Raw genomic sequence first — 21,077 nt, 5'->3', positions numbered from 1 at the left:
GAGACGTAAAGCATTTATGAGTGCCATCACTGCCATGCAGCAGCAATGATGGGCTATTTCTCGATATGAGCTGCATTCACATGACGCCTGCGCGAAGCAGGTCGTGCATGTTCAGTGCCCCCAGAGGGTAATCTTTCTCGTCGACCACAACCAAGGCGCTAATCTTGTGATCTTCCATGACTTTCAATGCCTCGGCTGCCAGCATCTGTGGGCGTGCCGTACGACCATGCTCCGTCATGACGTGGTCTATGGTCGTTGAGCGTACGTCAATTCCGCGATCAAGCGCACGCCGAAGGTCCCCATCAGTAAAAATACCTGCCAGTCGGCCATCAGGCTCCGTGACGACGGTCATGCCAAGCCCTTTTTGGGACATCTCAAGTAATGCACCGCTAAGCGAAGTGCCTCGTGGCACTTGAGGTAACTCCTTCCCGCTATGCATGACATGCTCGACCTTGAGAAGCAGGCGTCGGCCCAGAGCGCCGCCGGGGTGAGAAAAGGCAAAATCTTCAGCCGTGAAGCCTCGTGCATCGAGCAAGGCAATGGCAAGCGCATCCCCCAGAACCAGACTGGCAGTGGTGGAGGAGGTCGGTGCAAGATTCAGCGGGCAGGCTTCCTTGGCAACGCCTGCGTCCAGGTTGACAGTAGCTGCCTGGGCCAGAGGTGACTGGGGATTGCCTGTCATACTGATCAACGTGATTCCCAGTCGCTTGATAAGTGGCAAGAGCGTCACTATTTCAGGGGTAGAGCCAGAGTTGGACAGGGCCAGCACAATGTCCGCCTGAGTAATCATCCCCATGTCGCCGTGGCTTGCTTCGGCGGGATGGACGAAAAACGCGGGTGTGCCTGTGCTTGCCAGCGTGGCCGCAATCTTATTGCCGATATGTCCGGACTTTCCCATGCCCAGTACAACGATGCGGCCCTTGCAGTCCAGCATCAGTTCACAGGCTTTGACAAAGCGATCATCTATACGCCCACGCAATGCGTTCACGGCTTCCACTTCATAGCTGATGGTACGATTTGCGGATTCGATGAAATTTGCAGCGTGGGTCATTTGTCTACCAGTTTGCTGGGCAGCAGATTGATTGAAAACGCAGAATTATAACGACAATCAATCCCCCCTCCTATGAAAACGATTGAATTATGTTCATGTTGGGGAGGTAGCGCTGAAATGTTATGCTATGTCCTTGTCGAATAGGCCCTTAAAAGTGCCTTGGATGCTATTCGATGCGTCTGCCAGGAGGGCTGTAAGCTAGGAGTTTAGATGAACACCGATAGCGAGTATGCGGTCGAGCTTAAAGGCGTTACCTTCAAGCGAGGCGAGCGTACCATCTACGAGAATGTTGATATCCGCATCCCGCGTGGCAAGGTGACCGGTATTATGGGGCCTTCAGGGAGCGGCAAGACAACGCTGTTACGCTTGATTGCAGCCCAGTTGCGCCCTGAAAAGGGTGAGGTATGGGTTAACAATCTCAATCTTCCCACGCTGTCACGAAGTGATCTGTTCAATGTGCGTAAGCAGATGGGCGTTCTGTTTCAGAGCGGTGCACTGTTTACTGACCTTGATGTTTTCGAAAACGTGGCCTTTCCTCTTCGGGTTCATACCAAGCTGCCTGAGGAGATGATCCGGGATATCGTCCTGATGAAACTTCAGGCGGTCGGTCTGCGGGGCGCTATCGAGTTGATGCCCGATGAGCTGTCCGGAGGCATGAAGCGCCGGGTGGCTCTGGCTCGGGCGATTGCATTGGATCCTCAGATCCTGATGTATGACGAGCCTTTCGTGGGACAGGACCCCATTGCCATGGGCGTACTGGTGCGCCTGATTCGTCTGCTCAATGATGCACTGGGATTGACCAGTATCGTTGTGTCACATGATCTGGCCGAGACGGCAAGTATCGCTGACTATCTTTACATTGTCGGGGATACACAGGTGCTGGGCCAAGGAACCCCCGCAGAGCTCAAGGAGTCGTCTGATCCACGAGTGCTTCAGTTCATAAAAGGTACCCCGGATGGCCCGGTACCCTTCCATTTCGCAGCGCCTGACTATAGCGAAGATCTTTTGGGGAGGCGCTAATGCGTCACATTTCACTGCTTGAGCGCATCCGCTTATTGGGGCGCACAGGCCTGGATGTATTGGCTGCAGCTGGTCGTTCTGTTCTTTTGCTATTGCAATCCTTGTTTGGCCGCTCCGGCGCAGGCAAGGGTGGACAGTTGCTGATCAAACAGCTCTATTCGGTGGGGGTTTTATCGCTACCCATCATCCTGGTTTCCGGTCTTTTCATCGGTATGGTTATAGCACTTCAGGGCTATAACATTCTGGTTACCTATGGTTCGGAACAGGCGGTTGGGCAGATGGTGGCGCTTACCCTGTTGAGAGAGTTGGGCCCTGTAGTTAGTGCGCTTCTGTTCGCAGGTCGCGCAGGTTCCGCGTTAACGGCTGAAATCGGCAACATGAAGTCGACAGAGCAGTTGTCCAGCCTCGAAATGATCGGTGTTGATCCGCTCAAATATATAGTGGCTCCGCGTCTGTGGGCGGGCTTTATTTCCTTGCCTCTGCTCTCGGCCATCTTCAGCGTTGTAGGTATCTGGGGCGGTGCGATGGTTGCGGTTGACTGGCTCGGCGTCTACGACGGCTCGTTCTGGAGCAACATGCAGAACAGCGTCCAGATGGCGGATGTCATCAACGGCATGATTAAAAGCCTTGTCTTTGCCTTTGTGGTGACCTGGATCGCCGTGTTCCAGGGGTACGACTGCGACGCTACTTCCGAAGGGATCAGCCGCGCGACGACCCGAACAGTTGTCTATGCCTCTCTGGCAGTGCTGGGTCTCGACTTTCTTTTGACTGCTTTGATGTTTGGAGATATCTGATGCAAACCCGCACCCAGGAAATTGGTGTCGGCCTGTTTCTGCTCGCTGGCTTGCTGGCTCTCTTGCTGTTGGCTTTGCGAGTGAGTGGCTTGAGCGTTGGCGAGCACAATGACACCTATAAAGCGTATGCCTATTTCGACAATATCGCCGGTCTGACCGTACGTGCAAAAGTCACGATGTCAGGCGTCACGATTGGCCGAGTCACCGCAATCGATCTGGATCGTGATAGCTACCGTGGTCGAGTGACCATGCAGATCGACCAACAGGTCGATAACATTCCGGTCGATTCCACCGCCTCCATCCTGACAGCAGGTCTGTTGGGTGAAAAATATATTGGTATTAGCGTGGGAGGGGATGAGGAGGTTGTCAAAGATGGCGGAACTATTCGTGATACCCAGTCGTCGCTGGTATTGGAAGATCTGATCGGCAAATTCCTGCTCAACACCGTCAACAAAGATTCGTCTGGCGATAAGTAAGAAGGACACGACATGCTCAAATTATTGCGAAACAGCGTTCTGGCCTTGCTGGCCGTAGTGCCATTGCTGGCCTCTGCAGCGCCTTCGGCTCACGATGTCATTCAACAGACTACAGATAAGTTGCTGTCTGATCTGCAAACCAACAAGGAAACATATCGGAGCAATCCAGATGCTTTCTATAACTCTTTGAACGAGATCCTTGGTCCGGTCGTTGATGCCGAAGGTATCTCCCGCAGCATCATGACCGTAAGGTACAGTCGTCAGGCATCGCCTGAGCAAATGGCTCGCTTCCAGGAGAACTTTAAGCGAAGCCTGATGCAGTTCTATGGTAACGCACTGTTGGAGTACAACAATCAGGGTATCAAGGTTCTGCCGGCAACTGACAATGATCCCGAGCGTACTAGCGTAGGCATGGAAGTACGTGATAGCCGCGGAACTGTCTATCCGGTCTCCTATACTATGGTAAATATCAATGGCAGTTGGAGAGTGCGTAACGTAATCATCAACGGCATTAATATCGGTAAGCTGTTCCGTGATCAGTTTGCCCAGTCCATGCAGGCCAACGGCAACAACTTGGACAAGGTTATCGATAGCTGGGCTAATACCGTGGCGCGTGCCAAAAACTCTCCTGAAGCTCAAAAGGCCCAGGCTGGCTCATGAGTACGCAGGCGCATCTAGGAGAGAAGGTGCCGGGCGTCATGATGCTGTCTGGTCTTCTCGATCATCAGACGACGGTAGCGCTGCGTCAGGAAGGGCAGCGCTATATACAGCAGAGCAGTACCGATGTGATCGTGATCGACTGTGCTGGTGTCGAGCGCTCCAACAGTGCAGGGCTTTCCTTGTTGCTGTCCTTTCAACGTGATGTGTTGCAGGCTGGCAAAAAACTTGAGGTTTGGAATTTGCCTGCAGATATGAAGCAGATCGCAAGTGTGTCCGGTTTGCTGGACATTCTTCCTCTCTCTCATTGAATATCCCATCGCCCTCTATCTGCAACCTTGGGGTTCGCAGTTGGGGGGCTTTTTTGTATTATGTCTGGCTGCGGAATAGGCTGCCAGGAGGTTGAACATGCAGGCTGAAGAAGTTAAACGCTTATTGGAAGCGCAACTGCCGGAAACTCAGGTTGAGGTAGAAGGCGAGGGCTGCAACTTCCAATTGAACCTGATTGGCGATGAATTGGCTGCTATGAGCCCAGTAAAGCGCCAGCAGCAAGTCTATTCCCATCTCAATGCATTGATCGCTGATGGCAGTATCCATGCAGTCACTATGAAATTCTATACGCGCGCCGCTTGGGCTGAACGGGCTTGAGTTCGGCGCCGCCGAGATACCTATGGATAAATTGATTATTACCGGTGGCGCCAGCCTAAACGGAGAGATCCGTATTTCAGGCGCAAAAAACTCTGCCTTGCCGATCCTGGCTGCCACCTTGCTTGCGGATACGCCTGTAACTGTTTGCAATCTGCCGCATCTGCATGACATCACTACCATGATCGAATTGTTCGGTCGTATGGGGGTGCAGCCGGTTATCGACGAAAAGCTCAACGTTGAAGTAAATGCTTCGACTATCAAGACGCTTGTAGCGCCCTATGAGCTGGTCAAGACCATGCGAGCCTCTATTCTGGTGCTGGGTCCGATGCTGGCTCGTTTCGGTGAAGCCGAAGTCGCATTGCCCGGCGGATGTGCCATTGGCTCGCGTCCGGTCGATTTGCACCTGCGTGGCCTTGAGGCGATGGGTGCCCAGATTGAAGTCGAGGCAGGCTATATCAAAGCCAAGGCTCCAGCGGGCGGCCTGCGTGGCGCACATTACTTCTTTGATACCGTCAGTGTAACCGGTACTGAAAACGTTCTGATGGCGGCAACGCTGGCCAAAGGACGTAGCGTCATCCAGAACGCTGCACGTGAGCCGGAAGTCGTGGATCTGGCCAATTGCCTGATCGCCATGGGAGCCCATATTGAAGGTGCCGGTACCGATACCATTACGGTAGAAGGTGTCGAGCGTCTGGGTGGCGCCCGTTATTCCGTACTGCCCGACCGTATCGAGACGGGTAGTTATCTGGTTGCGGCGGCGGCTACCCGTGGTCGCGTCAAGCTCAAGGATACTGATCCTTCCATTCTCGAAGCCGTTCTGCTCAAGCTGGAAGAGGCAGGTGCCCACGTTTCTACTGGATCCAATTGGATCGAGCTGGATATGAAAGGGAATCGACCCAAGGCAGTCAATGTGCGTACTGCACCGTACCCTGCATTCCCAACAGATATGCAGGCGCAGTTCATCTCCATGAACGCTGTGGCAGAAGGCACAGGAACGGTCGTTGAAACGATCTTTGAAAACCGCTTCATGCACGTCTATGAAATGACTCGCATGGGTGCTCAGATCGCTGTGGAAGGTAATGCTGCCATCGTAACCGGCATTCCTCACCTGAAGGCTGCCCCCGTAATGGCTACTGACTTGCGTGCATCGGCCAGCCTGGTAATCGCTGCGCTGGTAGCGGAAGGCGATACCCTGATCGACCGCATCTACCATATCGATCGGGGTTATGAGTGCATCGAGGAAAAGCTACAACTTCTGGGTGCTAAAATTCGCCGTGTTCCGGGTTAAGGGCTCATGCTGACTATCGCGCTTTCAAAAGGCCGAATCCTGAACGATACGCTGCCGCTTCTTGCGGCGGCGGGTATCGTCCCAACTGAAGACCCCGATAAAAGCCGCAAGCTGATCATCCCCACAAGTCTGGATGATGTGCGCTTGTTGATCGTACGTGCGACTGACGTGCCGACCTACGTTGAGCAAGGCGCAGCTGACTTGGGTGTTGCGGGAAAGGATGTGCTTATGGAGCACTCTGGCCAAGGACTCTACGAGCCGCTGGATCTGCAGATCGCCAAATGCCGGCTGATGACAGCGGGTGCAGTAAATGCTCCAGAGCCACGTGGCCGCCTCAAGGTAGCGACCAAGTTTGTCAATATCGCCAAACGTTACTATGCCGAGCAGGGACGTCAGGTCGATATCATCAAGCTCTATGGCTCCATGGAGCTTGCACCGCTAGTGGGGCTGGCTGACAAGATCATTGACGTGGTCGATACAGGTAATACCTTGCGCGCCAATGGGCTTGAGCCACAGGAGCTGATTGCCCATGTTAGCTCTCGATTGATCGTCAACAAGGCTTCGATGAAGATGCAGCACGCGCGTATCCAGGCGCTGATCGATGTGCTGCGTGCTACGGTCGAAGAGCGACACCAGGCCTGACCTTTCGCACGGCTGATGCCGTGCCTGCCTATCCGTGTCATAGCCAATTTTCTCAGGTACCCGCACGGCAGGGCTGATACTCTAGCGGTGCCTGAGACTAGCCATTGATAAGAGGCTTCGCTATGACCGCACCGATTACGCTTCGCCGACTCGACGCTGCCGATCCTGATTTCGCGCGTCATCTGGATCATCTGCTGAGCTGGGAAAGTGTTTCTGACGCTGGCGTCAATCAGCGAGTCCTGGAGATTATCGAGGCTGTTCGCACCCGAGGGGATGAAGCTCTGGTGGAGTTCACACAGCGCTTCGATGCCGTTCAGGCTAGCTCAATGGCTGATCTGATTCTGCCTCGCGAAAGACTTGAGTTGGCTCTTATGCGCATTACCGATGAGCAGCGAAATGCTCTTGAGCATGCAGCAGATCGTGTTCGCAGCTATCACGAAAAGCAAAAGCAGGACTCCTGGCGTTATACGGAAGCGGATGGCACCGTTCTTGGGCAGCAAGTGACGCCGCTTGATCGGGCTGGGTTATATGTACCTGGCGGCAAGGCTTCCTATCCCTCTTCGGTGTTGATGAACGCCATTCCTGCCAAGGTTGCCGGTGTTGCTGAAGTTGTAATGGTCGTGCCAACGCCTCGCGGTGAAATCAACGAGCTGGTGCTCGCTGCTGCGTGCATTGCAGGCGTGGACCGCGTTTTTACTGTGGGTGGTGCGCAAGCAGTAGCGGCACTGGCTTACGGTACGCAAAGCGTTCCTCGTGTGGACAAGATCGTAGGGCCAGGCAATATCTATGTTGCAACGGCCAAGCGTCATGTCTTCGGACAGGTGGGTATCGACATGATTGCCGGGCCCTCCGAGATTCTAGTGGTCTGTGATGGCCAGACTGATCCAGACTGGATCGCCATGGATCTGTTTTCTCAGGCTGAGCATGATGAAGATGCCCAGTCGATACTTGTCAGCCCTGATGCCGAGTTTCTGGACAGGGTTGCTGAAAGTATCGCTCGTCTTCTGCCTACAATGGAGCGTGCTGAAATCATCCGAACGTCCTTGGAAGGACGAGGTGCTCTGATTCATGTTGCCGATCAGGCTCGGGCCTGCGAGGTCGTCAATCGCATTGCGCCTGAGCATTTGGAGCTCTCTGTAGCTGATCCTGAAGCCTGGTTGCCGGGCATTCGCCACGCGGGCGCGATCTTCATGGGGCGTTATACCGCCGAGGCACTGGGGGATTATTGTGCAGGGCCCAACCATGTTCTACCCACGTCCGGCACTGCACGTTTCTCTTCTCCTTTGGGCGTGTATGACTTCCAGAAGCGCTCGTCCTTGATCTTTTGTTCCGCGGATGGCGCTTCAGTGCTAGGGCGTACCGCCTCGGTGCTTGCGCGTGGGGAGTCTCTGACAGCTCATGCGCGCAGCGCTGAATACCGGATCAAGGAGTGATGTCATGAGTCGATTCTGGAGCCCCTTTGTCGAGAAGCTGGTGCCGTATGTACCTGGCGAGCAGCCCAAGATTGCCAATCTGGTAAAACTCAACACCAACGAAAACCCCTACGGCCCTTCGCCCAAGGTTATTGATGCGATACGGGCCGAACTGGGCGAGGGCTTGCGGCTGTACCCTGATCCCAATGGGGATCGGTTGAAGCAGGCGGTAGCAGAGTATTATTCAATCAATGTCGAGCAAGTGTTTGTAGGCAATGGTTCGGATGAAGTGCTTGCCCATATCTTTCACGGCTTGTTTCAGCACAAGGCGCCCTTGCTGTTCCCGGACATTTCTTACAGCTTCTACCCGGTGTACTGTGGGTTGTATGAAATTCCATTCGAAGCGTTGCCACTGGATGAACACTATCAAATCAATCTGGAAGACTACATCCGGCCTAACGCCGGTATTATTTTCCCCAATCCTAACGCGCCTACAGGGTGTCTGGTAGGGTTGGAGCACATCGAGTCGCTTCTGCAAAAGAACACGGACTCGGTTGTGGTGGTTGATGAAGCCTATGTGGATTTTGGTGGCGAGACTGCTATTTCACTGGTGGGTCGTTATCCAAATCTGCTAGTGACTCAAACGCTCTCCAAGTCTCGCTCCCTGGCAGGCTTGAGGGTTGGGCTGGCAGTAGGTCATCCCGATCTCATCGAAGCATTGGAGCGGGTCAAGAACAGTTTCAATTCATACCCGCTTGATCGGTTGGCGCTGGCAGGCGCCGTCGCAGCGTTTGAAGACAGGGATTATTTCAGTCAAACGTGCGGAGCAGTGATTGAAAGCCGAACGGTGCTGATAGCCGAATTGGAAGCACTGGGTTTCCATGTGCTGCCCTCTGCTGCAAATTTCGTGTTCGCTCAGCACCCTTCGTATGAGGGGGCTGAATTGGCGGCTGCATTGCGTGAAAGACGCGTCATTGTGCGTCATTTCAATAAGCCTCGAATCGATAAGTTCTTGCGTATCACTATTGGTACGCCAGAACAAAATGCTGTTTTGATCGAGGCGTTGAAGGACTACGGACTCGCCTGATGGAAGAAGAAACGGCGCCTATGGGGCGCCGTTTTTTTGTGTTGACTCATCAGGAGAGGGCTCGGATGACGTGCTGGTATCAATGGGTGGCCTTAAGCCTATGATTCCGGTCAGTTTAAGCGGCTTTCCATTGCGAAGCACTTCTATCGAGATCTTGTCTCCGGGTCTGCTGCGTGCGACCTGATTCATGGACTGGCGACCATCGATCGCAGGTTCGTTGTCTAGCTTAAGCAGAATGTCGCCTGGCTGCAGGCCGGCACGTTGTGCCGGACCGTTGGGGTAAACCCCAGAAACGACAATGCCGTCCTGATTAGGCAGGTTGAACGAAGCGGCAAGCTCTGGAGAAATACGTTCCACCTCAACCCCTAACCAGCCGCGAATTACCTGGCCGTGGGCAATGATTGATTGCATGACGTCCATGGCCAGTTTGATGGGTATGGCGAAGCCGATACCCTGTGAGCCACCGGATAAAATCGCTGTGTTGATCCCAATCAGATTGCCGTTGGCATCTACCAGTGCCCCACCAGAGTTACCCAGGTTGATGGCTGCATCTGTCTGGATGAAATCCTCATAGGTATTTAGCCCCAGCTGGTTACGACCTGTGGCACTGATAATGCCCATGGTCACAGTCTGACCTACGCCGAACGGGTTGCCAATAGCCAGTGCCACATCCCCAATGCGAATGGCTTCCGAATGGCCGATGGAGATGGCCGGAAGACTATCCAGATCAATCTTGAGAACAGCCAGATCCGTATCGGGATCGCTTCCTATCAGATGCGCCACTGTCTGCCGGCCATCCTGCAACGCCACGACAATGGTATCGGCGTCAGAGGTGACATGGTTGTTGGTCAGCAGATAGCCTTCATGGCTCATGATCACTGCCGAACCCAGGCTCAGCTCTTCGTTACTCTTTGGTGGGTTCTTATCAAAGTAGGGTTTGAATAAGGGGTCATCCTGAATTGGCGCACTGGGCTTCTTGGGATGCTTGGTCGAACGTAGTGAAACTACGGCCGGAGCTGCCTTGCTGGCGGCATCAGCATAAGAGACCGGGCCTTGAGTGCGAGGGGAGGTCTCAGTCGTCTGCTCGAAATGTACCTGCTGCTTGGGCAAGCCTACCCATTCAGGAAATCGAATGACTACCACCGCTGCCAGCAGGATGCCTACCACGATGGGCCAGCCGTAGGAGCGCAAGGCCTTTAACATTATTACCAATCCTTGTTGCGAGGCCTGTGTACGGCCGATAAGGTGCGGCCATTATACGGAGCTGCCTTTGTCTATAAAGACATGCGAACCGATTGGTAGAGCCTGTTTAATGGAGAATATAACCATGACCATAGCCTTGACGACACTGCTGGATGAGGCGAACCGCTATCTTGATGCTGCTGCAATCAAGGATTACTGCCCCAATGGCCTGCAAGTGGAAGGTCGCGCTACGGTGGGTCGTATCGTTAGCGGTGTGACCGCAAGCCAGGCGTTGTTGGATGCCGCGATAGAGGCGGGGGCCGACATGGTGCTTGTGCACCACGGCTATTTCTGGAAGAGCGAGGATCCGCGTGTCATCGGAATGAAGCAGCGTCGACTCAAGACCTTGATCATTAATGACGTGAGCCTGGTGGCTTATCACCTGCCGCTCGATTTGCATCCTGTGGTGGGTAATAACGTTCAGCTGGCCGAGCGCTTGGGTATCACGGTTGAGGGAGGGATCGAGCCAGGTAATCCACGCTCTATCGTTTTGCAAGGGACACTAAGTGAACCGCGTACCGCTGCCGAGTTTGCAGCTCATATCAAGCATGTTCTAGGGCGCGAACCTCTCGTAATCGAGGGTGATCGCCCCATCAAGCGGATCGCCTGGTGTACAGGGGGAGCCCAGGGTTATATCGATCAGGCTATCGCCGCTGGTGTTGATGCCTATCTTACAGGTGAAGTATCGGAGCAGACCGTTCACAGTGCGCGTGAAAATGGCATCAGTTTTTTTGCGGCTGGCCATCATGCGACCGAGCGTTACGGCGTTCAGGCTTTGGGAGAGTATCTTGCAGGACGTTTTGGCATAGAGCATGTCTTCATCGACAGTTCGAATCCGGCTTGAATATATATATAGAACACTTGGTTCTAAGCAGGCTCCTGAATAGAAGAGTTATGCTGTGGTATCGTGAGTGTTCGTCCACGGCCCGCTGGCCGTCCCTCCGCAATTCCGTGAGTAGCCATGCTCGATAAACTGACTCATTTGAAACAGCTCGAGGCGGAAAGCATCCACATCATTCGTGAGGTGGCCGCCGAATTCGACAACCCTGTGATGCTGTATTCCATCGGTAAAGATTCCGCGGTAATGCTGCATCTGGCGCGTAAAGCCTTTTTTCCCGGCAAGTTGCCGTTTCCTGTTCTGCACGTCGATACAGGCTGGAAATTCAAAGCCATGTACGAGTTTCGTGATCGCATGGTCAAGGAAATGGGGCTGGATCTTCTGATTCACCAAAACCCAGAAGGTGTCGCTCAGGGAATCAATCCCTTTACACATGGTAGCGCCAAGCATACCGATGTGATGAAGACTCAAGGCCTCAAACAGGCACTGGACAAATACGGCTTCGATGCTGCCTTTGGCGGCGCCCGTCGCGATGAAGAAAAGTCTCGTGCCAAGGAGCGCGTCTATTCGTTCCGTGACACCAAGCACCGCTGGGATCCAAAGAACCAGCGCCCGGAGTTGTGGAATATCTACAACGGCAACATCAATAAGGGCGAATCGATTCGGGTCTTCCCGCTTTCGAACTGGACCGAGCTGGATATCTGGCAATACATCTATCTGGAGAGTATCCCGATCGTTCCGCTGTACTTTGCGGCAGAGCGGGACGTCATCGAGAAGAATGGCACGCTCATCATGATCGACGACGATCGTATTCTTGATCACCTTTCCGACGAGGAAAAAGCACGTATTCATAAGCAGCAGGTCCGCTTCCGTACCCTGGGTTGCTATCCACTTACCGGGGCGGTCGAGTCTTCTGCGGCTACGCTACCCGATATCATTCAGGAAATGCTGCTGACTCGGACCTCCGAGCGTCAGGGTCGAGTCATTGACCATGATGCGGCGGGGTCAATGGAAGAGAAGAAACGTCAGGGGTATTTCTAATATGTCGCATCAATCCGAACTGATTAGTCAGGACATCCTGGCATACCTGGCCCAGCACGAGCGCAAGGAGCTACTTCGCTTCCTGACGTGCGGCAACGTAGATGATGGCAAGAGCACCCTGATCGGTCGCCTGCTGCATGATTCCAAGATGATCTATGAAGATCATCTTGAGGCAATTACTCGCGACTCCAAGAAAGTCGGTACCACAGGCGAGGAAGTGGATCTGGCGCTGCTGGTGGATGGCTTGCAGGCCGAGCGTGAGCAGGGCATCACCATTGATGTGGCGTATCGTTATTTTTCTACGGCCAAGCGCAAGTTCATCATCGCCGATACCCCTGGTCATGAGCAGTACACCCGCAACATGGCGACCGGTGCATCCACCTGTGACCTTGCGATTATCCTGATCGACGCACGTTACGGTGTGCAGACCCAAACACGTCGTCACAGTTTTATTGCATCGCTGCTCGGCATCAAGCACGTTGTGGTTGCGGTGAACAAGATGGATCTGCTGGGCTTTGACGAAGCGGTTTTCAACCGGATCCGTGAGGACTACCTGAGCTTTGCCGAGCGCATCAATCTGGGCGCCAAGGACATTCACTTTGTCCCGATGTCAGCGCTCAAGGGCGATAACGTGGTCAATCGCAGCGAGCAAACGCCCTGGTATACCGGCAAGCCGCTGATGGAAATTCTGGAAACCGTCGAGATCGCAGCCGATCGCAATGTCACCGACATGCGCTTTCCGGTTCAGTACGTAAACCGTCCAAACCTGAACTTTCGCGGGTTTGCCGGTACTCTGGCCTCTGGTGTGGTGCATAAGGGTGATGAGGTTGTTGTGTTGCCGTCAGGCAAGGGTAGCCGCGTGAAATCCATCGTCACGTTCGAAGGCGAGCTGGAGCAGGCTATTCCTGGTCAGGCCGTTACGCTGACGCTTGAAGATGAAATCGATATCTCCCGTGGAGATCTGCTGGTTCATCCAGATAATCGCCCCCACGTGACGGACAGCTTCGAAGCCATGCTGGTTTGGATGGCTGAAGAGCCCATGCTGCCCGGCAAGAAATACGATATCAAGCGTGCAACCAGCTATGTCCCTGGCTCTCTGCCCAGCATCGTGCATACGGTTGATGTGAACACGCTGGAAAAAGGTCAGGCCAGCCAGCTCAAGCTGAACGAGATTGCGCGGGTCAAGGTCAGCCTGGATGCCCCTATCGCTCTAGACAGTTACGAGCGCAACCGTACCACGGGTGCCTTCATCGTTATCGATCGGCTTACCAATGGTACGGTCGGCGCAGGCATGATCATCGCGGATCCCAAGGTGGGCGGTACTACCGATCAGCATGGCCATCAGCTACATGTCTCCACTGAGGAGCGCGCGGCTCGGTTTGGCCAGCAGCCTGCTACGGTGCTCTTTACAGGTCTTTCCGGCGCAGGCAAGAGTACGCTGGCGTACGCAGTCGAGCGCAAGCTGTTCGATGCCGGACGTGCGGTGTATGTACTGGATGGGCAGAACCTGCGTCATGACCTTAACAAGGGGCTTCCGCAGGATCGTGCAGGGCGTCGTGAAAATTGGCTTCGGGCGGCCCATGTGGCCCGTCAGTTCAATGAAGCCGGCCTATTGACCCTTGCCGCATTCGTAGCGCCGGACGCCGAAGGGCGTGAGCAGGCCAAGACGCTGATTGGTCCTGAGCGGGTCATTACAGTGTACGTTCAGGCCTCTCCGCAGGCATGTCGTGAGCGCGATCCTCAGGGGCTGTATGCGGCTGAGGGTGACAACATCCCGGGCGAGTCCTTTCCCTACGATGTGCCGCTAAACGCCGATCTGGTAATCGATACGCAAAGCCTTTCCATCGAGGAAGGAGCCAGGCAGGTAATTGCCTTGCTGCGGGCCAGAGGTCATATCTAGGTGTTAATAAAAAGCCCGGCTATTGCCGGGCTTTTTATTTATCTTTTCAGCGATGATTCTTAAGGCCATAGGCCTCATCCAGCCCGCTGTCAGTATCGCCCTTTGGCGCGTAGTCCTTGGGCGCCTCTGCAGGACCGTCCAGACGGTCGCGTGGTGATGGGTAGTTATCATGGCTATGCAGGGCCGCTTGTAGGCGCTGGCGTGTCAACTCGTCCAGAGCCAGGCGATCCGCACCTTCGGAAAGGTGACGCTGCACATCCTGGTAATTCTGGGTGAGTTTTTTCACAAGTCCTGCCGTTGTGCTGAAGTGGCTAGTGACCTCATGTTGATAACTGTCAAAGCGCTGCTGAAGCTCGTCAAGCTGGCGTTGTACTCGGTTGGGCGCGGTGCCAGGCATCAGGCGCGCAATCAGAAAGCCGATGCCTATACCAACGAGCAGGGCAATAACAGGCATTAGCCAAATAGTCAGGGACTGGTCCACGAATCTTCCTCTCTGAACGTCTTTTGCATTACGGTAACGGCTTCTTGCTGCGCTTGTACACTGTCCCATGTTAAATAGTGAGCGCAGTCAACGAGCTAGACGAGTCGACCCGATAGAGGGTCACGGAGTTCAGGTGTGTCTACACGAGAAAATCCAGTTTTGATCGAAGGGCCTTCAGGGCCACTCGAAGCCTTGCATCTTGATCATCCTGACGCCCGTGGCGTAGCGATCATCTGCCATCCGCATCCCCTGTTTGACGGGACTATGCATAATAAGGTCATTTCTACGCTGCAACGTACTGTAAGGGATGCAGGCTTTTCCACGCTACGTTTCAACTTTCGAGGCGTGGGACAAAGCGCTGGAAGCTACGGTGAAGGAGCAGGTGAAATTGATGATGCCTATGCGGCTGCACAGTGGTTGATAAGGCAGCACCCAGGGGTACCTTTAACCGTCATGGGGTTTTCATTCGGTGCCTGTGTGGCGGGATGCCTGGCAGGGCGTCTGGAAGGAGACGGGCAGGCATTGACTCGTCTGTTCATGCTGGCCCCCTCTGTCGAACGCTTCGATATTGAGGGTAAGCTACCGCTGCGCTGTCCTTTGACAGTCATTCAGCCCGAGGCTGATGAAGTCGTCACGCCGGAAAAGGTCTATGCCTGGTCTGAAGCGTTGCAGCAGCGCCATGACTTGATCAAAGTCCCTGAGTGCAGCCATTTCTTTCATGGCAAACTGACCGACCTCAAAGCGCTGGTCCAGCCTCGACTGGACTGATTAAGCCGTTGCGTCCGAAGACGCCGTAATTGGCGGCCATGCCTGATACTGGCCGCCCTAGATGAGAATGCACCATACGCCATGACCACACGTATTCTGACCGGTATTACCACAACCGGTACTCCTCACCTTGGTAATTATGCAGGCGCTATCCGTCCTGCCATTGTAGCCAGTCGCTCGGCCGATACCGACTCGTTTTATTTCCTGGCGGATTATCACGCCTTGATCAAGTGCGATGATCCGTTGCGTATTCAGCGCTCTCGCCTTGAAATTGCTGCTACATGGCTGGCGTGTGGTCTTGATCCTGAAAGGGTCACGTTCTATCGCCAATCCGATATTCCGGAAATACCGGAGCTGACATGGCTGTTAACCTGCGTCACCGCCAAAGGCTTGCTCAACCGCGCTCATGCTTACAAGGCCTCCGTTGACAAGAACGTCGCTGCTGGCGAAGACCCGGATGCTGGCGTCACGATGGGGCTATACAGCTATCCGGTCCTGATGGCAGCAGACATCCTGATGTTTAACGCTCATCAAGTACCGGTAGGTCGGGACCAAATCCAGCACGTTGAAATGGCACGTGACATCGCTCAACGCTTCAATCATCTGTTTGGTGCCGGCAAGGATTTCTTTGAGCTGCCTGAAGCGCTTATCGAGGAGACGGTTGCCACTCTGCCGGGGCTGGATGGTCGCAAGATGTCCAAAAGCTACGATAACACGATCCCACTTTTTGGGACTGCCAAGCAGCTCAAGGAAGCGATTGCCCGTATCGTCACTGATTCGCGAGAGCCGGGCGAACCTAAAGATCCGGACAGCGCTCATTTGTTTACGCTTTATCAGGCATTTGCTACAGCCGAGCAGACGGCCGAGTTCCGTCATGATCTGCAGGGTGGTCTGGCTTGGGGGGAGGCCAAGCAGCGTCTGTTCCAGCTTTTGGAGGCAGAGCTGGGTGAGGCAAGAGAGCATTACAATGCATTGATTGCCAAGCCAGACGACATTGAAGACGTTCTTCTAGCTGGTGCTACCAAGGCGCGCAAGATAGCTACACCGTTCCTGGGTGAGTTGCGCGAGGCTGTGGGGCTTCGCTCCCTGAATGCTCAGGTCAAGACTGAAAAGATCAAGAAAAAGGCCGCGAAGCGGGCGCGTTTCGTTAGCTTCCGCGAGCATGATGGTTCTTTCCGCTTCAGGCTGCTGGCCGCCGATGGCTCTCAACTGCTGCTTTCTCGCGCCTTTGCGGATCCAAAAACCGCTGGGCAGATGACGCAGCGCCTCCAGAGCGAGGTTGGGCAGCTGGAAATCAAGGCAGAAGAGCTACGCTTCACGGTATGGCTGGCTGGCGAGCCTGTGGCGGAAAGTCCGGACTTCGCTAATGCCGATGAGCGTCAACACGCTGTTGATGCCTTGCGTGAAGCACTGGTGGAAATGACTGCCGAGTAATGGCGCCTATCGCCGAGGCGGGCAGCTTAAGCCGCTTGCCTCGTTAATTGTCAACTTGGAAGCTCGCCGCTAAAGTGAGCTCCCCTTCGAATCTATGCAGCCTGTCATGACACCCTTAGAGCGCTACAAGGCCGATCTGGAACGTCCCGACTTTTTTCATGATCCTGCCCAGGAGCAGGCAGTAAAGCACCTTCAGCGGCTTTATGATGACTTGGTTAGCCAGGCAGACAGCAAGCCTGGGTTGCTAGGCCGTCTTTTGGGTAAAAAGCCCGCCGGCCCTGTAAAGGGGCTTTATTTCTGGGGCGGAGTAGGGCGCGGCAAGACCTATCTGGTTGACACCTTTTATGACTCACTTCCCTTTGACAAGAAAATGCGTACCCACTTTCATCGGTTCATGAAGAGGGTGCATGAGGAGTTGAAGACGCTAAAAGGTGAGAAGAACCCATTGACCATCATTGGTCGGCGCTTTGCGGATGAAGCTCGTGTCATCTGCTTTGACGAGTTTTTCGTATCGGACATTACCGACGCCATGATTCTGGCAACGCTGCTGGATGAGCTGTTCAAAAACGGCGTATCGCTAGTGGCGACTTCCAATATTGTCCCTGACGGGCTTTACAAGGATGGATTGCAGCGCGCCCGCTTCCTGCCTGCGATTGAATTGCTGAAGCAGCACACCGAAATCGTCAATGTTGACAGCGGTGTAGATTATCGTTTGCGCGCGCTGGAGCAGGCTGAGCTTTATCACTGGCCGTTAACGGAGCAGGCCGAGACGGAAATGGCCAAAAGTTTCAAGGCGCTTACGGTGGAGTGCGGTAGTGCATCAACTGGTGAGCCGTTGGTTATCGAGAACCGGGAGATCAAACCACGCAAGACGTGCGACGATGTAGCCTGGTTCGAGTTTCGAGAGCTCTGTGACGGTCCTCGTAGCCAGAACGACTACATTGAGCTGGGTAAGATCTTCCAGGCGGTACTGGTTTCCAACGTCGAGCAGATGAATGCAACAAAAGACGATATGGCGCGTCGTTTCATCAACCTGGTCGATGAGTTCTACGACCGTAACGTTAAATTGATCCTGTCGGCAGAAGTTGAGCTTAAGGATCTGTATGCAGGTGGACGGCTCGAGTTTGAATTTCAGCGTACGCTGAGCCGTTTGCTGGAAATGCAATCCCACGAATATCTGTCGAGAGCGCATAAGCCATAAGATTCAGGGGCCGCAAGTGTGGTTCTGCTGCTATCTGGAACTGGCTGCATTCAATCCGGTTCGAATACCGTAATGGTAACGACAGGAGTCAATGTGGCTACTTCACCTTTCAATGAGTGGGACGGCACGCCCGCCGCTGCGCGCAAACAGCAGATTGAGCTAGCCAAGCAGGTCAGACTGGAGGATGACTTTCCTTCGCTGCGTCTGATTGCTGGCGTGGATGTAGGCTTTGAGGAGGAGGGTGCCGTGACCCGTGCTGCGGCCATCCTGCTCAATGCTGAAACATTGGATCCCATTGCTCAGGCGGTAGCTCGTATCCCCACCAATATGCCCTACATTCCTGGGTTGCTTTCCTTTCGGGAGCTGCCTGCGGTTCTGCAGGCCTTATCGGAGCTGCCTGACACCCCGGACCTGATCTTTTGCGATGGTCACGGGATTGCTCACCCAAGGCGCTTGGGTATTGCTGCCCACTTGGGGGTCGTTACAGGACTGCCAACGATAGGGGTTGCGAAAAAAATCCTGACGGGAAGCCATGAACCTTTGGCAGAAACACGGGGCTCTCAAGTGGACTTGCTTGCCAAGGGAGAGTTGATTGGCACTGTTTTACGCAGCAAGGACAAGGTAAAGCCTCTGATCGTGTCGCCCGGTAATCGGGTCAGTTTGAAAACAGCACCGGAACTGGTTATGGCGTGCGTGCGTAAACACCGCCTGCCCGAGCCGACCCGATTGGCTGATCGACTGGCTTCTCGGCGAGACAAGTCTTCTCAGACATCAGGTCAGCTTGAGGATCAGGGTGATTTATTCTCGTAGCGTAAGCGCTTTCTTGAGGGAAAGCGCTTTTCCGTTAGGGCGCTGGATTGGGTTGGATTTTATGAATGGCCTCAATGCCTGCGACCACTTCCTCCGATAGCGTCAGATTTATGCTGTCGAGATTGCTTTGAAGCTGCTCCAGAGAGGTCGCTCCAATGATATTGCTGGTAACAAATGGACGGCTGGTAACGTAAGCCAGTGCCATTTGTGCAGGATCAAGGCCGTGCTGCTTGGCTAGCTGAACGTATTGTTCGGTAGCTCGCATCGTTTCAGGATTGTTGTAGCGAGTGAAGCGGCTGAACAGTGTCAGGCGTGCGTGTTCCGGCTTTGCGCCGTTGGCATACTTTCCGGTCAGCATGCCAAATGCCAGTGGCGAATAGGCCAGGAGCCCGCATTGCTCGCGGATAGCGATTTCCGCCAAACCTACTTCAAAGGATCGGTTCAGGAGGTTGTAGGGGTTCTGAATGGTGACTGCACGTGGCCAGCCGCGCTCTTCCGCCAGTTGAAGAAAGCGCATCGTGCCCCATGGTGTCTCATTGGAAAGTCCGATATGGCGAATCTTTCCCGCCTGGACCTGCTCATTCAAGACTTCAAGCGTTTCCTCAAGCGGCGTAAACGTCTTGTCGTTATGGACATAGCCCAGCTTGCCGAAAAAATTAGTTTCTCGGTCCGGCCAATGTAATTGATAAAGATCAATATAGTCCGTTTGCAGACGCTCAAGGCTACCTTCCAGCGCCGCGACAATGTGCTGCCGGTTGTGCTTGAGGTTGCCGTCACGGATGTGGGAAATGTTATTGCCCGGCCCTGCAACCTTGCTGGTCAGGATCCATTGGTCACGGTTGCCTCGTTTCTTGAAGTAATTTCCGATAATGCGCTCTGTCTGGCCATAGGTCTCTGGTCGCGGCGGGACAGGATACATCTCGGCGGCATCCATGAAATTGATGCCATGTTCCGCTGCCCGGTCTATTTGAGCAAAAGCTTCATCCTGAGTGTTCTGCTCTCCCCAGGTCATGGTGCCCAGGCAAAGTTCGCTGACGCTGATAGTGGTTCGTCCAAGGGTACGATACTTCATTTAATTTCCTTTCTTGATCTGATAACAGTTGATATTTTCACAGTAATCGTCATAATTCCGCAGCTTTATTGACAGGGGATGCCTAGCCTGTCGATTTTCGCCGTAGCGGACGCGCTGACCCGAGCCCCCGATTAGCGTCTGTTTCCGGCTGCCCTTGACTTGTCAAGGATCGTACTGTTCTGTAAGATTTGCCGTCTTTTTTCAGGCGGCCCTGAGGCCATAACGAATGAAAACCTTCACAGCAAAACCGGAAACTGTTAAGCGCGACTGGTATGTCGTCGACGCTGCCGGCCAGACCCTGGGTCGTCTGGCTACTGAAATTGCTAGCCGTCTGCGTGGCAAGCATAAGCCGGAATACACTCCTCATGTTGATACTGGCGACTATATCGTCGTTATCAATGCCGAGCAGGTTCGTGTAACTGGCGCCAAAACTACCGACAAGATGTACTACCACCATTCCGGCTTCCCGGGTGGTATCAAGTCGATCAACTTCGAAAAGCTGATCGCTCGTGCTCCTGAGCGCGTTATCGAAACCGCAGTCAAAGGTATGCTGCCGAAGAACCCACTGGGTCGCGACATGTATCGTAAGCTGAAGGTTTACAAAGGTAGCGTTCATCCGCATACCGCTCAGCAGCCTCAAGAACTGAAGATTTAAACGGGATAGTACATAATGTCGGCGACTCAAAATTACGGTACTGGCCGTCGTAAGACAGCTACCGCTCGCGTTTTCCTGCGTCCGGGCACTGGCCAAATTTCCATCAATAATCGTAACATCGACGTATTCTTCGGTCGTGAAACAGCTCGCATGGTGGTTCGTCAGCCGCTTGAGCTGACTGAAACCCTCGAAAAGTTCGACGTGTACGTAACTGTTGCGGGTGGCGGTGTTAGCGGCCAGGCCGGTGCTATTCGTCACGGTATTACTCGTGCTCTGATCGAATACGATGAAACCTACCGCAGCTCTCTGCGCAAGGCGGGTTATGTTACCCGTGACGCGCGTGAAGTTGAGCGTAAGAAAGTCGGTCTGCGTAAAGCGCGTAAGCGTCCGCAGTACTCCAAGCGTTAAGCTCCAGCAGCTTTGCTTGCAAAACCCAGTCTCTTTCGAGACTGGGTTTTTTTTTTGCCCTGCGTCTGTTGCCTAGCTATGTTTGGGCAGGTTTGGCTAAAGCAGATGAATAGGTTCTCTCGTTGAATTTAAGTATCCTCTGCCTTCGCGTG

Annotated in this window: 23 protein-coding genes; 19 read left to right on the top strand and 4 right to left on the bottom strand. The window is 54.0% G+C overall.

Annotated features, from left to right (window positions below; all coding sequences use genetic code 11):
- Positions 1-76: 76 nt before the first annotated feature.
- Complete coding sequence (locus tag QWJ10_RS01745) at positions 77-1,051, bottom strand: KpsF/GutQ family sugar-phosphate isomerase (RefSeq protein WP_010797288.1); 975 nt, start codon at positions 1,049-1,051, stop codon at positions 77-79.
- A gap of 210 nt (positions 1,052-1,261) precedes the next feature.
- Between QWJ10_RS01745 and QWJ10_RS01740 the strand changes: the two genes are divergently transcribed.
- From QWJ10_RS01740 to hisC, 10 genes are all read left to right on the top strand, one after another.
- Positions 1,262-2,071 carry an ATP-binding cassette domain-containing protein gene (locus tag QWJ10_RS01740; protein ID WP_074827898.1) on the top strand — a complete coding sequence of 270 codons (810 nt, stop codon included), beginning with the start codon at positions 1,262-1,264 and terminating at the stop codon, positions 2,069-2,071.
- The gene (gene mlaE / locus QWJ10_RS01735) at positions 2,071-2,865 is read left to right on the top strand and encodes a lipid asymmetry maintenance ABC transporter permease subunit MlaE (RefSeq protein ID WP_010797290.1); all 795 of its coding nucleotides are present in this window, start codon (positions 2,071-2,073) and stop codon (positions 2,863-2,865) included. The genes QWJ10_RS01740 and mlaE overlap by 1 nt, the downstream gene beginning before the upstream one ends.
- Positions 2,865-3,341: an outer membrane lipid asymmetry maintenance protein MlaD gene (mlaD, locus tag QWJ10_RS01730; RefSeq protein ID WP_019365671.1), complete on the top strand. Its 477-nt coding sequence runs from the start codon at positions 2,865-2,867 to the stop codon at positions 3,339-3,341. Before mlaE ends, mlaD begins: the two co-directional genes overlap by 1 nt.
- A gap of 12 nt (positions 3,342-3,353) precedes the next feature.
- Positions 3,354-4,001 carry an ABC transporter substrate-binding protein gene (locus tag QWJ10_RS01725; RefSeq protein ID WP_074827900.1) on the top strand — a complete coding sequence of 216 codons (648 nt, stop codon included), beginning with the start codon at positions 3,354-3,356 and terminating at the stop codon, positions 3,999-4,001.
- A complete protein-coding gene (locus QWJ10_RS01720; RefSeq protein ID WP_289923910.1) occupies positions 3,998-4,309 on the top strand; it encodes an STAS domain-containing protein in 312 nt (103 codons plus the stop codon). Before QWJ10_RS01725 ends, QWJ10_RS01720 begins: the two co-directional genes overlap by 4 nt.
- A gap of 97 nt (positions 4,310-4,406) precedes the next feature.
- Positions 4,407-4,646 carry a BolA family protein gene (locus QWJ10_RS01715; RefSeq protein WP_010797294.1) on the top strand — a complete coding sequence of 80 codons (240 nt, stop codon included), beginning with the start codon at positions 4,407-4,409 and terminating at the stop codon, positions 4,644-4,646.
- A 22-nt stretch (positions 4,647-4,668) separates the two neighbouring features.
- On the top strand, positions 4,669-5,934 hold the full coding sequence (gene murA / locus QWJ10_RS01710; protein WP_010797295.1) for a UDP-N-acetylglucosamine 1-carboxyvinyltransferase: 1,266 nt from the start codon (positions 4,669-4,671) through the stop codon (positions 5,932-5,934).
- Between the two features lie 6 nt (positions 5,935-5,940).
- Positions 5,941-6,576 (top strand): ATP phosphoribosyltransferase, encoded by a 636-nt coding sequence (gene hisG, locus QWJ10_RS01705; RefSeq protein ID WP_019365667.1) that lies wholly within the window; start codon positions 5,941-5,943, stop codon positions 6,574-6,576.
- Between the two features lie 122 nt (positions 6,577-6,698).
- Positions 6,699-8,009, top strand: a complete 1,311-nt coding sequence (gene hisD / locus QWJ10_RS01700) for a histidinol dehydrogenase (protein ID WP_289923904.1) — start codon at positions 6,699-6,701, stop codon at positions 8,007-8,009.
- A 4-nt stretch (positions 8,010-8,013) separates the two neighbouring features.
- Entirely contained in the window at positions 8,014-9,075 is a 1,062-nt protein-coding gene (gene hisC, locus QWJ10_RS01695; protein WP_289923903.1) for a histidinol-phosphate transaminase, read from the top strand.
- Positions 9,076-9,093: 18 nt separating this feature from the next.
- Here hisC and QWJ10_RS01690 read toward each other — a convergent pair whose 3' ends face one another.
- Positions 9,094-10,278, bottom strand: coding sequence for a trypsin-like peptidase domain-containing protein (locus QWJ10_RS01690; RefSeq protein WP_289923901.1), 1,185 nt, complete (start codon positions 10,276-10,278; stop codon positions 9,094-9,096).
- A 124-nt stretch (positions 10,279-10,402) separates the two neighbouring features.
- Here QWJ10_RS01690 and QWJ10_RS01685 point away from each other — a divergent pair, with 124 nt between their 5' ends.
- The 3 genes from QWJ10_RS01685 to cysN all read left to right on the top strand — a co-directional run bounded on the left by QWJ10_RS01685 (position 10,403) and on the right by cysN (position 14,096).
- Positions 10,403-11,161 (top strand): Nif3-like dinuclear metal center hexameric protein, encoded by a 759-nt coding sequence (locus QWJ10_RS01685; protein WP_122043309.1) that lies wholly within the window; start codon positions 10,403-10,405, stop codon positions 11,159-11,161.
- Positions 11,162-11,278: 117 nt separating this feature from the next.
- On the top strand, positions 11,279-12,196 hold the full coding sequence (cysD, locus tag QWJ10_RS01680; RefSeq protein WP_289923895.1) for a sulfate adenylyltransferase subunit CysD: 918 nt from the start codon (positions 11,279-11,281) through the stop codon (positions 12,194-12,196).
- Position 12,197: 1 nt separating this feature from the next.
- Positions 12,198-14,096 carry a sulfate adenylyltransferase subunit CysN gene (gene cysN, locus QWJ10_RS01675; RefSeq protein ID WP_289923893.1) on the top strand — a complete coding sequence of 633 codons (1,899 nt, stop codon included), beginning with the start codon at positions 12,198-12,200 and terminating at the stop codon, positions 14,094-14,096.
- A 46-nt stretch (positions 14,097-14,142) separates the two neighbouring features.
- On the opposite strand, the gene QWJ10_RS01670 is transcribed toward cysN, so the two are convergent.
- A complete protein-coding gene (locus tag QWJ10_RS01670; RefSeq protein WP_122043306.1) occupies positions 14,143-14,577 on the bottom strand; it encodes a DUF1043 family protein in 435 nt (144 codons plus the stop codon).
- A 135-nt stretch (positions 14,578-14,712) separates the two neighbouring features.
- Between QWJ10_RS01670 and QWJ10_RS01665 the strand changes: the two genes are divergently transcribed.
- The 4 genes from QWJ10_RS01665 (at position 14,713) to nfi (ending at position 18,790) form a co-directional block, all read left to right on the top strand.
- A complete protein-coding gene (locus tag QWJ10_RS01665; RefSeq protein ID WP_289923889.1) occupies positions 14,713-15,345 on the top strand; it encodes an alpha/beta hydrolase in 633 nt (210 codons plus the stop codon).
- 81 nt (positions 15,346-15,426) lie between these two features.
- Positions 15,427-16,779, top strand: a complete 1,353-nt coding sequence (locus QWJ10_RS01660; protein WP_289923887.1) for a tryptophan--tRNA ligase — start codon at positions 15,427-15,429, stop codon at positions 16,777-16,779.
- 106 nt (positions 16,780-16,885) lie between these two features.
- Positions 16,886-17,980: a cell division protein ZapE gene (zapE, locus tag QWJ10_RS01655; protein ID WP_037030784.1), complete on the top strand. Its 1,095-nt coding sequence runs from the start codon at positions 16,886-16,888 to the stop codon at positions 17,978-17,980.
- Between the two features lie 72 nt (positions 17,981-18,052).
- Entirely contained in the window at positions 18,053-18,790 is a 738-nt protein-coding gene (gene nfi, locus QWJ10_RS01650; protein WP_289923882.1) for a deoxyribonuclease V, read from the top strand.
- A gap of 34 nt (positions 18,791-18,824) precedes the next feature.
- On the opposite strand, the gene QWJ10_RS01645 is transcribed toward nfi, so the two are convergent.
- Positions 18,825-19,862 carry an NADP(H)-dependent aldo-keto reductase gene (locus QWJ10_RS01645; RefSeq protein WP_289923880.1) on the bottom strand — a complete coding sequence of 346 codons (1,038 nt, stop codon included), beginning with the start codon at positions 19,860-19,862 and terminating at the stop codon, positions 18,825-18,827.
- 226 nt (positions 19,863-20,088) lie between these two features.
- On the opposite strand from QWJ10_RS01645, the gene rplM reads away from it, so the two are divergent.
- Positions 20,089-20,517 carry a 50S ribosomal protein L13 gene (gene rplM, locus QWJ10_RS01640; protein ID WP_010797309.1) on the top strand — a complete coding sequence of 143 codons (429 nt, stop codon included), beginning with the start codon at positions 20,089-20,091 and terminating at the stop codon, positions 20,515-20,517.
- A 15-nt stretch (positions 20,518-20,532) separates the two neighbouring features.
- Positions 20,533-20,925 carry a 30S ribosomal protein S9 gene (gene rpsI / locus QWJ10_RS01635; protein ID WP_010797310.1) on the top strand — a complete coding sequence of 131 codons (393 nt, stop codon included), beginning with the start codon at positions 20,533-20,535 and terminating at the stop codon, positions 20,923-20,925.
- Positions 20,926-21,077 lie beyond the last annotated feature (152 nt).

Origin of the sequence: Pseudomonas sp. WAC2 (genome assembly GCF_030403525.1) — a bacterium.
GTDB classification, from domain to species: Bacteria; Pseudomonadota; Gammaproteobacteria; order Pseudomonadales; family Pseudomonadaceae; genus Chryseomonas; species Chryseomonas luteola.
The sequence above is the reverse complement of the archived record's forward strand: the minus strand, read 5'-3'. Positions and strand labels throughout refer to the sequence as shown.